This window comes from Paludibacter sp. 221, from assembly GCF_010501035.1.
GTDB lineage: Bacteria > Bacteroidota > Bacteroidia > Bacteroidales > Paludibacteraceae > QVMH01.
Genome location: NZ_QVMH01000036.1, coordinates 12,754 through 26,425, shown reverse-complemented (window position 1 = coordinate 26,425; position 13,672 = coordinate 12,754). Strand labels below are relative to the sequence as shown.

The 13,672-nt window shown below is 40.8% G+C and carries 11 protein-coding genes; 9 read left to right on the top strand and 2 right to left on the bottom strand.

Features of this window, described 5'->3' with window-relative positions; translation table 11 throughout:
* Positions 1 to 113: 113 nt before the first annotated feature.
* The 9 genes from cmk (at position 114) to D0T49_RS08505 (ending at position 10,998) form a co-directional block, all read left to right on the top strand.
* Positions 114 to 812, top strand: coding sequence for a (d)CMP kinase (gene cmk, locus D0T49_RS08545; RefSeq protein WP_163630346.1), 699 nt, complete (start codon positions 114 to 116; stop codon positions 810 to 812).
* 79 nt (positions 813 to 891) lie between these two features.
* Positions 892 to 1,755, top strand: a complete 864-nt coding sequence (locus D0T49_RS08540; RefSeq protein ID WP_163630344.1) for a 4-hydroxy-3-methylbut-2-enyl diphosphate reductase — start codon at positions 892 to 894, stop codon at positions 1,753 to 1,755.
* A 3-nt stretch (positions 1,756 to 1,758) separates the two neighbouring features.
* The gene (gene pfkA, locus D0T49_RS08535; protein WP_163630342.1) at positions 1,759 to 2,742 is read left to right on the top strand and encodes a 6-phosphofructokinase; all 984 of its coding nucleotides are present in this window, start codon (positions 1,759 to 1,761) and stop codon (positions 2,740 to 2,742) included.
* 674 nt (positions 2,743 to 3,416) lie between these two features.
* Complete coding sequence (locus tag D0T49_RS08530) at positions 3,417 to 3,887, top strand: low molecular weight protein-tyrosine-phosphatase (RefSeq protein ID WP_163630340.1); 471 nt, start codon at positions 3,417 to 3,419, stop codon at positions 3,885 to 3,887.
* A 458-nt stretch (positions 3,888 to 4,345) separates the two neighbouring features.
* Positions 4,346 to 4,939: a glycosyltransferase family 32 protein gene (locus D0T49_RS08525; RefSeq protein ID WP_203583454.1), complete on the top strand. Its 594-nt coding sequence runs from the start codon at positions 4,346 to 4,348 to the stop codon at positions 4,937 to 4,939.
* Between the two features lie 74 nt (positions 4,940 to 5,013).
* On the top strand, positions 5,014 to 5,979 hold the full coding sequence (locus D0T49_RS08520; RefSeq protein ID WP_163630390.1) for a glycosyl transferase family 90: 966 nt from the start codon (positions 5,014 to 5,016) through the stop codon (positions 5,977 to 5,979).
* A 46-nt stretch (positions 5,980 to 6,025) separates the two neighbouring features.
* Positions 6,026 to 7,219, top strand: coding sequence for a S41 family peptidase (locus D0T49_RS08515; RefSeq protein WP_163630338.1), 1,194 nt, complete (start codon positions 6,026 to 6,028; stop codon positions 7,217 to 7,219).
* Between the two features lie 180 nt (positions 7,220 to 7,399).
* A complete protein-coding gene (gene uvrA / locus D0T49_RS08510; RefSeq protein WP_163630388.1) occupies positions 7,400 to 10,231 on the top strand; it encodes an excinuclease ABC subunit UvrA in 2,832 nt (943 codons plus the stop codon).
* A gap of 59 nt (positions 10,232 to 10,290) precedes the next feature.
* A complete protein-coding gene (locus D0T49_RS08505) occupies positions 10,291 to 10,998 on the top strand; it encodes an outer membrane beta-barrel protein (RefSeq protein WP_163630336.1) in 708 nt (235 codons plus the stop codon).
* Positions 10,999 to 11,919: 921 nt separating this feature from the next.
* Here D0T49_RS08505 and D0T49_RS08500 read toward each other — a convergent pair.
* Together D0T49_RS08500 and D0T49_RS08495 are read right to left on the bottom strand one after the other, a co-directional pair.
* Positions 11,920 to 12,195 carry a hypothetical protein gene (locus D0T49_RS08500; protein ID WP_163630335.1) on the bottom strand — a complete coding sequence of 92 codons (276 nt, stop codon included), beginning with the start codon at positions 12,193 to 12,195 and terminating at the stop codon, positions 11,920 to 11,922.
* A gap of 53 nt (positions 12,196 to 12,248) precedes the next feature.
* The gene (locus D0T49_RS08495) at positions 12,249 to 13,643 is read right to left on the bottom strand and encodes a DUF5723 family protein (protein ID WP_163630334.1); all 1,395 of its coding nucleotides are present in this window, start codon (positions 13,641 to 13,643) and stop codon (positions 12,249 to 12,251) included.
* Positions 13,644 to 13,672 lie beyond the last annotated feature (29 nt).

Here is a 13,672-nt window from a genome sequence, read left to right as displayed (position 1 = left end):
ATAGAAATTACTGATAAGCTATATGTACCTATGTGGGAACTAAATGAACCTATGTGGCTAAAAACAAAAACTAATTAAGAGCTTGTACTTATAGTTTAAAACGCCTAATTCAAATGAAAAAAATTATAGTTGCAATAGATGGATTTTCCTCAAGCGGTAAAAGTACTATGGCAAAGGAGCTTGCCCGCACAGCAAACTACATATACGTAGACACAGGAGCCATGTACAGGGCTGTAGCATTACATGCTATTCGCAACGGTTGGATGACTGAAAATGAGATTGACACCATTGCCTTAGAAAAGCACCTGCACGAAATCTCAATAAAATTCAGGACTAATACCGAAGGAAAAACCGAAACCTACCTAAACAATAAGAATGTAGAAAAAGAAATACGGACGTTAGAAGTAGGCAACGCGGCAAGCCGCATAAGCACTCTCCCTTTCGTTCGCCGCGAACTGGTACGCCAGCAGCAGGAAATGGGTAAAAACAAAGGCATAGTGATGGACGGGCGCGATATAGGAACAGTTGTTTTTCCCGGTGCCGAATTAAAACTATTCGTAACAGCATCGCCCGAAGTGCGTGCCAAACGCCGGCTGCTCGAACTGGAAGAAAAAGGCACAAAAGATAGCTATGCTGAAGTGTTGGCAAACATCGTTGAGCGGGATGAGCGGGACGTAAACAGGGACGAAAGCCCTTTACGAAAAGCGGATGATGCCATTGAAATAGACAACTCCAACCTAACACCCGAAGAACAACGGGAATTATTGTGGAAACTCTTTTCCGAAAAAGCGATAATCACAAACAACGATTAATTAACCGAAAACCACAGACCCAAAGCATAAAACTTAACACCTCAATCTTCATTTTTCAATTTTCATTCTTACTCACTAAATGCCGAATATAAAAATAGATAAAAATTCAGGTTTCTGTATGGGCGTGGTAAAAGCCATACAAAAAGCCGAAGTCGAATTGCAGAATGGTGAAACCCTCTACTGCCTGGGCGATATAGTCCACAATGGGCAGGAAATGGAGCGGCTTGCCAAAATGGGATTAATCACCATTAACCACGAAGAATTTGAAAAACTGCACAACGTAAAGGTATTGTTACGTGCGCACGGTGAGCCTCCCAGTACTTATGAGATTGCAAAAAAAAATAATATAACCCTTATTGATGCCTCTTGTCCGGTAGTGCTGGCACTCCAGAGAAGAATAAAAAAGGCTTACGAAGAATCTCCAAATAAAACACAAATTGTAATATACGGCAAAAAAGGACATGCCGAAGTGAATGGGCTTGTAGGTCAAACCCACGACGAAGCCATTGTAATAGAAAATGAAGATGACCTAAACAAGCTGGATTTTTCAAAAGACATTTTCTTCTTTTCGCAAACAACAAAATCACTCGACGGATTTAAAGATTTAGTACAGAAAATATCCGCCAAAATGGAAGACGGGGCAACCTTTAAATATTCAGATACAATTTGTCACCACGTATCGAAAAGAATGCCGAATATTATTAAATTTGCAAGCGAGAATGATATTATCCTTTTCGTCAGCGGCAAGAAAAGTTCAAACGGAAAAGAACTGTATGAAAAATGCCGGATGAAAAATCCAAACACGTTTTTCATATCAGCCCCTGGCGACATGGATGATTTAAAACTTGACTTAACACAAAAGATAGGTATTTGCGGTGCTACTTCAACGCCTGCGTGGCTTATGGAAGCTGTTGCCGAAAAAATAAAGGAAAAAAAAGATTGAGTTATGCAGTACAAAATTAAATGTATCGGGCTGCTTACTTCCGGAGGCGATGCTCCGGGTATGAATGCAGCAATACGCGCGGTAACAAGAACCGCCATCTTTAACAACATCCGTGTAAAAGCAATATACCGCGGATATAAAGGGCTTATTGCTGATGAAATTGTAGATTTCCAGACACAGCATGTCAGCAACATTATCCAACAAGGAGGAACTATACTGAAAACGGCCCGAAGCCAGGAATTCAAAACAATAGAAGGAAGGCAAAAAGCCTACGAAAACATGCAAAAGCATGGCATTGATGCTTTAGTAGTCATTGGAGGAGACGGTACGTTTACGGGAGCACGTATTTTCGCTCAGGAATTTAATATCCCTATCATTGGCCTTCCGGGTACTATCGACAATGATTTGTGCGGAACAGACTCTACCATCGGGTACGATACTGCATTAAATACAATTATCGAAGCCGTAGACAAGATACGCGATACAGCATCTTCACACGAACGTCTTTTTTTCATCGAGGTGATGGGACGCGATGCAGGGTTTTTAGCGCTCAACAGTGCATTGGCATCGGGAGCAGAAGCAGCTATAGTTCCCGAACTGGAAACGAAAGAAGACCAATTGAAATCACTGATTCAGAACGGATTCCGTAAATCAAAAAACAGCAGTATTGTTATTGTTGCCGAAAGTGAAATAACAGGAGGTGCAAACGGGCTGGCCGAACGTATGCGTATAGAGCATCCTGAATACGATGTACGCGTGACTATATTGGGACACATACAGCGTGGAGGCTCTCCTACTGCTTACGACCGTATTATAGCAAGTCGCATGGGAGTTGCCGCCATCGATGCCCTGATGGATGAACAGCGCAACATTATGATTGGAATTGTGAACAACGAAATAGTACACGTACCATTTACCAAGGCAATAAAGGACGATAAACCATTAGACCAAAGCCTGCTGGGTGTGTTGCATGTTTTATCAATATAAGTAGTGTAACAAGTATTTAGTTACAAGATTTGCTAAACGCTCGCGCAGATATTTATCTGTGCGTTGTTCGTCAGAACAAAAATTTTATTCTTTCTGCTTTTCAAGCAGGACACGGACTACAAGTCCGCGCCAGCAGAGGGAGCGGATTTTAATCCGCAGTGATTGGAAGATTTCAGACGTTAGAAGAATACTGATTTTAAGGGCTGTAAGCCCGTTTCAATTCAGCCCAATGGCAAAGCGAAGCGTTGCCGTCTCATCGGATTTGCAATCCGATAAAAGCTAAGGGCGGATTTTTAATCCACAGCGGTCGGAAGATTTCAGACGTTAGAAGAATACTGATTTTAAGGGCTGTAAGCCCGTTTCAATTCAACCCAATGGCAAAGCGAAGCGTCGCCTTGGGTTAGTTTGCAATAGCAAACTTAGCGGGCTGAAAGCCCAAGTTAAGATTTAACCTGAGCTTTCAGCGCACAGAATGGAGATGTTTCTTCTGTCTCATCGGATTTGCAATCCGATGATGCTCTAATAGCGGATTTAAAATCCGCAGTTAACTAATCACGGGATTACAAATCCCGTGAAACAAGACATAGCTTATAGGTAATTTCTATGTGTCCCTACTGTGTTTTCGTAGGTGTCCTATGTGAGTCAAAATTTCATTCAAATACTTAAGTACGCTGATGGAAAAGAAAAAAATACTTTTTGTATGTCTCGGTAATATATGCCGTTCGCCAATGGCCGAAGGCACTTTTCAAAAAATATTGGAACGTGAAGGAAAAGAAACGAATTTTGAGATAGACTCGGCAGGATTGATTTCATCCCATTCGGGCGAACTTCCTGATGCCCGAATGCGCCGACATGCACAAAGGCGGGGATACGAACTGACACACCGCTCGCGTCAGGTAAAAAGAGAAGATTTCGACCGATTCGACTACATTATCGGAATGGATGCCCAAAATATCAGAGGACTGAAAGAACTTGCCGGAACTGCCGAAAACATCGGCAAAATTTATCGTATGACCGACTTTTGTCAACGAATGAACGATAGCGAGGTTCCCGACCCTTACTACGGTGGCGATTCGGGTTTCGAGTACGTTATCGACCTGCTCGAAGACTCTTGCGAAGGATTATTCAAATTCTGTAACGAATAAGAGATATAAATAAACACTTCATAGGCGAAAGTAACTTTTCCGCCTCATCTGGTGAGCGTCAAGAAATTCAGCGTAACGCAGCGTTAAACAGGATTTGCTGTTTGACGAGCGAAGCGAGGAGTTTCAAAGCCTGTAGCGTAGTGTAGCTGAATTTTAGCGAAGCAGGTNGTAGGTGCTTCAACAAGGTTAATTTTTTGTTTACTTTTTCAGCTATAGGAAAAAGTAAAAGCCTGTCCGGCTTGAGGACGAAAGAACAAAGGAATGAGAGTATCAGAACTCTCCCTAAATCCCTCTCTCAAAGAGAGGGACTTGAAGATTGCAGAACAATTGAGATAAATATGATAAAACAAATAAGTCATATTTTCTGATAATATCAAAATAAGAAATTAAACCATAATACCCCTATTTATGGCCATACCAAAACAAATTTTCCAGACATTCAAGACCAATGATTTACCTTGGGTCACAAGACATCATATCAAGAAAATGCGGAAAAAAATCCTGAATATGAATATCATTTCTACGATGACGATAAAATTCTGGAGTTTTTCGCAGAAGAGTTTCCTCCCGAATATCTGGAAGCCTATAAGCGCCTTACCATAGGCGCGGCTAAAGCCGATTTTTTCCGTTATGCAGTATTGTACAAAAAAGGAGGCGTATATCTCGACATTGATAGCGGAGTGAAAAGCCCGTTCCGCAACTTTATACGCGAAGACGACGAGGCTATTATTACCAACGAAGGCAATCCGGGATTGTACGTACAGTGGGCTTTAATATTCAACAAAGAGCACCCGTTTCTTAAGCGCACACTCGAAATGGTGTTGGATAATATACAGACACACCGTTACCCGCACGATGTACACGCCACCACAGGCCCTGCTGCTTATACAAAAGCAGTGAATGAGTGTATTGCAGAGAATCCGCACATCCCCCACCGTTTCTTAGGAACGGATTTCGAAGGGCATCTACAATTTAAGTATAAACTGGGAAAATTTTTCTTTACAAAAAGAAAACAGAACACTGGAAAGATAAACAAAAAGCACAAGATATAATAAAACAGCTATCTTTTCGCCACTATTTATACAATTATAAAAGCAAAAACACAACATTAAAAACAAATCTGACCATGCTACAGGATATTAAGAGGGCATCATTTAAACATAAAAACAATAAACTCGCCTATTATGTTAAAAACTATGTGAGATTATGTAGACCTTTTGTAATATTCCGGCGTAAACCGGATAAAAAATTAACAGAATTCTCACCTGCCGACAAAGAATACATTGAACAGCGGGTTAACTACTACAACAAGCTGACACAAGTTACCAACTTGCCCGATAGTGCCATACAATTAGGCGACTTTAAACTGAAAGAGCATCAAAAAACCTATTTCTTCGATACCTACGAATATACAAGATATTTTTCTCAGAATCTCAGAATATGCCCCTTATATGGCGACATAACACATGTACCGGATTATCCGTGCATAACCAAAAGCCGTCCTATCTCTGAAGACAACGCAAATTCGGTTTTATTAAAACTCGATAAAATAAGGCATTTCCTGTTTTTAAAAGACAAGAATGACTTTATCGGGAAAAAAGATATGCTTGTAGGCAGGTCTAAGGCACACCAGGAACACCGGGTGCGCTTCCTCAATATGTACCGCAACCACCCAATGTGCGATGTGGGGCAAGTAAACCGCGATAAAAACCACCACCTCATTGCCAACCGGCTTACTATGGAAGAGCATTTGAAATACAAATTCATCCTTTGCCTCGAGGGTAACGACGTAGCCAGCAATTTAAAGTGGGTAATGTCGTCCAACTCCCTTGCCGTGATGCCTAAACCGAAATATGAGACCTGGTTTATGGAAGCCCAGTTAATTCCCGATTACCACTATGTGCTGATAAAAGATGATTTCTCCGACCTCGAAGAAAGGATGCGGTACTATATCGACCACCCTGATGAAGCATTGCAAATAATTTCGAATGCCCACAAATACATCGAACAGTTTAAAGACAAAAAAAGAGAAGACCTCATCTCGCTTTTAGTATTAAACAAATACTTCGAAATGACTAATCAAAAACCCTGATTTAGGGGCTGAAAACAGCATCATCAAAATCAAAAATCTATTACAAATGAATAAACCGACTTTACTGCTTGTCTTAGGATTATCTTTCTTCTTTTTATCGTGTGCAAACAAACAACTGACCACACAACAAAAGACAGATGATTTTCTTTATCTATTTGATGCTATGGAAGCTAATTTTCCTTATTTCGGGGTTGCACAACGAAAACAAGGAGTAGATTGGCTCGGTAAAAAAAATGAATATATTGAAAGGATACAGGCTACCGAAAACGATTCAGCATACATTTATGAATTATCGAACATATTAGGTGAGCTTCGTGAAGGACATACTGATTTGGCTCCAGTCGTTATGTGGCATTATTTCCTCGACGCATATAAAGGGATAGCAAAAGAAATGCCGGAATATAAAATATGGAGCAAAACAATGAAAAAATCAACTCCACGTATTGAGTATTGGGCACAAATTATAAATAAAGACACAGAAGAAAATGACTCACACCAGAGCGATGTAAAACCATTGGAATCTGAATACAAAGACACTATCATGCCCGACCAGAACGTTGCCATTATGCATATTCCATCTTTCCTGTCATCGTATATGAGTATAGACGAGCCAAAAATCAATCATTTTTTAAATAGTATTTCCGAAGTAGATAATCTCATCATAGATGTACAAGGAAATGGCGGAGGTGCTACTGACTATTGGTCTAACCTGATTGTATCACGTCTGACAGAAGATACTATCACATTCTCTCAATACTATGCTATAAAAGATGGTGCGCTAAACCGGAAATTTTTCCCGGACGATTTCAACGATAAAAAACTACTGGATATTCACAATTCTTTTTTCAGTAAAATTCCCGAAGAATTTAAAAACGGGAAATACAATATAATAGATAAAGTGGAGAAAATAGCACCGGACAACCCTGTGCCGTTCAATGGAAAAATTTATTTATTAGTAGACCACACTGTATTTTCTTCGAGCGAAGCATTTGCCTATTTTTGCAAAACGACAAAGTGGGCACAAGTAGCAGGCCAACCAACAAGAGGCGACGGAATAGGCAGCGACCCCATACTTATATTACTACCTGAGAGCCATATTGTAGCCCGAACTACCGTAACGGCAGGATTCAATGATGATGGTAATATTAACACCGAAAAAGGAACAATGCCTGACATTATCATCGAAGGTGATACCAAAGAAGAAAGATTAAATAACTTAATAAAAAGAATTGCTTTTTAGTTTTCATAATTAAAGACAGACCTAAAAATATTCGTAAAATTCAAAAACAGTTTCTTAATTTCTCTCAAATATTCTTCAACGCAACACCTTTCTTATCTGGTATGTTTTTTGTATTTTTGCAGGTTCAAAAATTCATTTTACAAGGAGGTTCTTTTGGCAATAAAACATAATATAAATCCCATTGATTCGGTAGAACAAATTGACGTAATCGGTGCACGTGTTCATAACCTGAAAAATGTGGATATTAAGATTCCGCGCGATGCGCTCACCGTAATTACAGGGCTTAGCGGAAGCGGTAAATCATCGCTGGCTTTCGATACCATTTTCGCTGAAGGCCAACGGAGATATATCGACACGTTTTCGGCTTATGCACGCAGCTTTCTGGGAAATCTGGAACGCCCTGATGTGGACGAAATTACAGGATTGAGTCCGGTTATTTCCATAGAGCAAAAAACAACGAATAAAAATCCCCGTTCAACGGTAGGTACTACCACTGAGGTTTACGACTTTTTACGTTTGCTATATGCCCGTGCAGGTAATGCGTTCTCATACGTTACCAACGAGCCGATGATAAAATACACCGAAGACCAGATAGTTGACTTAATAGTGAAAGACTACGAAGGGAAAAAAACATTTCTTCTTGCACCTTTGGTGCGTGGACGTAAAGGTCATTACAAGGAACTATTCGAGCAGATACGCAAAAAAGGATATATGCACGTGCGTGTGGATGGTGAGATACGCGAAGTGCTACCAGGAATGAAAATAGACCGGTACAAAATTCATGATATCGAAGTGGTTATCGACAAGCTACAAGTAAGCCAAAAAGACCGGAAACGTCTCAAAGAATCCATGCAAGAGGCAATGAAGCAGGGAAACGGAACAATTCTTATCCTCGACAAGGATACGGACGAATCCCGTTATTTCAGCAAAAAACTAATGTGCCCTACCAGCGGCATCTCTTACGACGAGCCGGCTCCTCACAACTTTTCGTTCAACTCGCCACATGGCGCATGTCCTCGCTGTAAGGGCTTGGGCGAAGTGAACGAGATTGACATGGAAAAAATTGTCCCGAACAAAAAGCTGAGCATTTACGAAGGTGGAATCGACCCACTCGGAAAATACAAGAATACCACCATATTTTGGCAAATCGAAGCTATCCTTGAAAAATACGACCTGACGATAAAAACACCTATCGAAAAGCTGCCCGAAGAAGCGATTGATGAGATTATGAACGGCACAGACGAACGCCTCAAAATAAAAAATCAATCACTGGGAAATTCAAATTATTTTTTAAGTTACGACGGCATTCTGAAATATATCGAACTGCAACAGGAAAACACGGCTTCGGCTACCGAGCGCAAATGGGCAAGCCAGTACTCAAAATCGATGAAATGTCCCGACTGTAATGGTGCACGTTTGCGCAAAGAGTCATTACATTTCCGCATACACGACAAGAACATTGCGGAACTATCCGGAATGGACATTGCCGAATTATACAGTTGGCTTGAGAATGTAGAGCAATTCCTGTCGGATAAGCAAAAGACCATTGCAACCGAGATACTGAAAGAAATACGCACCCGCCTGCAATTTCTGCTGGATGTGGGGCTTAATTACTTGTCGCTCAACCGCAGTTCCCAATCTCTATCAGGCGGCGAGAGCCAGCGTATCAGGTTGGCAACGCAAATTGGCTCGCAGCTGGTAAATGTACTCTATATTCTGGACGAACCCAGTATCGGGCTGCATCAGCGGGATAATCAAAGATTAATACGCTCGTTGCAGCAACTGCGGGATACGGGCAACTCTGTGATAGTAGTAGAGCATGACAAGGACATGATGATGGCAGCCGACTATGTTGTCGACCTTGGCCCAAAGGCCGGGCGACTGGGCGGCGAAATAGTTTTTGCAGGCACGCCGGACGAAATGCTGAAAGCCAACACTTTGACTTCTGAATACCTCAACGGGAAAAAACGTATTGAGATACCGGAAAAAGTACGTGACGGAAACGGACAATCATTAACTATAAAAGGTGCTACCGGAAACAACCTGAAAAACGTTACCGCTACATTTCCTTTAGGTAAAATGATATGTGTAACGGGCGTATCGGGCAGTGGAAAGTCGACTCTGATTAATGAAACCCTGCAACCTATCCTGAGCCAGCATTTTTATCGTTCGCTCAAAGACCCGCTGCCTTACAAAAGCGTAGAGGGATTGGAAAACATTGATAAGGTGGTAGAGGTTGACCAATCGCCTATCGGACGCACACCACGTTCGAATCCGGCTACATACACAGGTGTTTTTTCGGATATACGGAATGTATTCGCCACCCTGCCCGAAGCTAAAATACGGGGATATAAACCGGGACGCTTCTCGTTCAATACTGCAGGCGGGCGTTGCGAAGTGTGTGGCGGGAACGGGTACAAGACGATAGAAATGAATTTCTTACCCGATGTATATGTTCCATGCGAGGCTTGTAACGGCAAAAGGTATAACAAGGAAACGCTTGAAGTAAGGTTTAAAGGAAAATCCATTGCCGATGTATTGAACATGACAATTAATCAGGCGGTAGAGTTTTTCGAGAACCAGCCTAATATCCTGAATAAGATTAAGACATTGCAGGACGTAGGGCTGGGGTACATTAAGTTAGGGCAATCAAGCACCACCCTGTCAGGGGGCGAAAGCCAGCGCGTAAAACTTGCAACTGAACTTTCGAAACGTGATACGGGAAAAACCATTTACATCTTGGATGAACCGACTACCGGACTGCACTTTGAGGATATACGCGTGCTACTCGGAGTTCTTAACCGATTGGTAGACAAGGGCAACACTGTTATCATCATCGAGCACAATATGGATGTGATAAAAGTGGCCGACTATATTATTGATATTGGGCCCGAAGGCGGACAAGGTGGAGGCAAAGTGATTTGTACAGGAACGCCTCAGGAGGTTGCAAGGCACAAAACAAGCATTACCGGAAAGTTTCTGAAAGAAGAATTGAAAGACGGCATGCAATAATATATTATTTTGTTCGTTTTTTTATGGTAGTTTTGATTCTCTAAAAATAGAAACAACGTATGCGACAAAAATTGTCAAAAAAACACTTGGTTTTCATTCTGTTCATCATCCCCTTTCTGCCGCTAAAGAGTCAGGGCAATCTACCATATTACGACGACCGCCCTATCCATTTCGGTTTCTCATTGGGGATTAACACAATGGACTTCGGAGTATCGCTCAGCCATCAGGCAATAGACGACTTGGGAAATGTGTATCTGGCCGAAACATCGAACCTGATTCCCGGATTTTCGGCAGGGATAATTACCGATTTGCGCCTGAACAGATACCTTAATTTACGGTTTACCCCTACAATTAATTTCTCGGAACGCCGGCTTACCTATAGGCTGGAAGAAGGTACTGAGAAAGAGAAGCAAGATGTATTCTCCATTCCATTGATGCTTCCGTTGCACTTGAAATATAGTGCCGAGAGAGTGCATAACTTCCGCCCGTATATACTTGCCGGAGGGGGCGGCTATATTGATTTTGCAAGAGACCACGAACGCAATATACTACTGAAACCTTTTGACTACTACCTTGAGTTCGGGTTTGGGTGCGACATTTATTTTTCGTTCTTTAAATTCGCACCGGAATTGAAATTTGCTATCGGGTTCAATAACATGCTTACCCCTTCATCAGAACGGGAAGCGGGAAGCTACGACCGTAAATACGTGGATTCTATCTCGAAACTTACCACACGCATGCTAACCCTCACATTCAATTTTGAATAAGCAAAGTTTTAGAAATTGCATATAAAAAATGCTTATAGGGGCGTTGCCCCTATAAGCCCCCACTTCATTTTTGCCTTAAAACTGTTTATGTTTTCGGCACAAGTTGCGCTACGCTAAACTTGCGCCAGTAGAGGAGAAAGCGCAGGTTAAACCTTAACTTGGGCTTTCAGCCCGCTAAGTTTCCTATTGCAAGCTAACCCAAGGCGACGCTTCGCTTTGCCATTGGGCTACGCTCGAACTTGTTCGCTTGGCTTGCCAAGAATTAAAACGGGCTTACAGCCCTTAAAATCAGAATTTTTCTAACGTTTGAAATCTTCCGACCACGACTGACACAAAGCCCTTTTTTTAGATATTATATAATAGCGGATTGTAAATCCGAAAGGAGGAAGGACAAAGAATATCTGCTTTTCAAGCAGGACACGGACTACAAGTCCGCGCCAGCGGTGCTGATATTTTCGGCACAAGTTACGCTACGCTAAACTTACACCAGTAGAGGAAAGTAGAGGGGTAGAATAATCAGTCTTGCTACTTTCGAATTATTACCACTCAAAAATAAGGCAATAAGGTTATTGTTGCCACGATGAATCAGTTACTAAGGTTTTGTTTGAAAATAAAGTTTTTATCAATTACCTTATGTTGACAAATCTTAGTATACTGATGCCTTTGTTGTTATAACGAGAAATGAATATGTTCTTTTAAAGCGCTTTTGCTTCTTCAACCAGGTTTTCTATGGGTAGAATAATCAGTCTTGCTACTTTCGAATTATTACCACTCAAAAATAAGGCAATAAGGTTATTGTTGCCACGATGAATCAGTTACTAAGGTTTTGTTTGAAAATAAAGTTTTTATCAATTACCTTATGTTGACAAATCTTAGTATACTGATGCCTTTGTTGTTATAACGAGAAATGAATATGTTCTTTTAAAGCGCTTTTGCTTCTTCAACCAGGTTTTCTATCGCTGTAAGCCAATCGGTACGAAGTTTTCTGAAGTAAGATTTCACTATCTTACTATCCTTCTTTCCGTCCACGTGGTTAACGCGCGAAATAAACTCGTCTTTTGTGTTTATGGTCTTATCTACAAGATTATCAAGTTTTTCTTCTTCTATTTTTTTAAACAGGCTCATTACATACATTTCTGTAACCAACTCGGACGTTATATAATGAATCGTTTTTTTTAATTTTCTACGGCTTGCCATACTAATTATATTTTTTATGATTTTGAATAGAGAAATCTTATATTATCCGTTCTCTAAAAATTGTCGAGTGAGAAAGACAGCCCAAAAGCCACGTTTACATAAAACTTATTAATCGGAATAAATTGCGGATTGAATTTTTGCGATAAAAAGTCGGAAGCTATAAAAAAGTTGAATCCCAACGGAGACAGATTCATAGCCAAACCAAAACGGTTATAATCTTTATGCAAAAACTCACAAGTTCCAGAGAAAGTAAGCCAAGGCAATGCTTTTGCTGTCAGAGCCAATACCAGTTCGTTTGTATTGCGCGTAACAGGCGTGCTGTATGTTTGCCACAATAGCCCTACTAATATGTCGTGGTCGTCGCGGTTAAAAATACTATACTCAGCCGACAGGTTGAATGTAAACGGAGTTCTTTCCATAATATTTTTCGCATCCGAATCTTCTTTAAATTTAATCAGTTCCATCGCATCATCTGTCAGTTGTTCTATCTGCTGTTCGATACTGCTGCCTATTTCGGCAAACTCGATTTCATTAAATCCTGTAAAATTCACATTGCCAACAGCATGTCCTTTTTGTATAGAAGCGGCTTTCCAACTCATAAATCCAAGGTCATTAAAAGCCAGAGCCAATGTCAGATTCTTTATTGGTTTGTATGTCACTCCTAAATCAACAGCAAACCCATTGCCTGCAGGAGCAAAAGAATCGAAACCAAAATTTATATCATTCAAATTGAAATACCCTTCCTCATCTGTCGAAAATTTTACCATATTCGACATTACAGTAGCTTCTCCCTCTGTTTCTACTTCAAAACGGTCGTGATTCAACGTTACATCAAACCGGTTGTAATTAATACGCTCCGAAGCGATACCATACAGATACTTAACACTACCTCCTACCCTTATCTGCTCGTTAATATCGCGCGAATATCCGGCGGCAAATTGTAAATAGTTGGTTTGCTCTATTCCGAGATTCTTGATATTGAACGAATTGTATGAGTTTGACATACCGTTTTTCATCAACGCAAATAAATCTTTTGGCACCTGAACATTAAGGCGTTCTTTTAGTTTAACATCAAACGAAATAAAGTTCGTGCGCTTAATAAAAAAACCGAAAGATAGAATATCGAGGCTCAAACCCTGATTTACATATACTGACGAATCCAGCTTTTTCAGAAAATCGGCAGAACTCACACTCTCATGCATAAAAGTTACGTACTCCGAGCCATACGGATAAAGGTATGTGGACAATCCCGAATTGGAAGCCGCCATAACTTCGACTCCCCCAATTACAGGCAACGAGAAATATCCATATTCCGGTGCAAATGCGGCATTATGCGTATGCCGCTTACTCCACTCATTAAGAAAATAAGTGGAATGAAGGCTCTTCTGCGAATAAACGCTACCAAAAGAGATTATAATTGTTAGTGCTGATAAAATTGCTTTTTTCATAAATATCTTATGCTTTATAAAATTCAAAG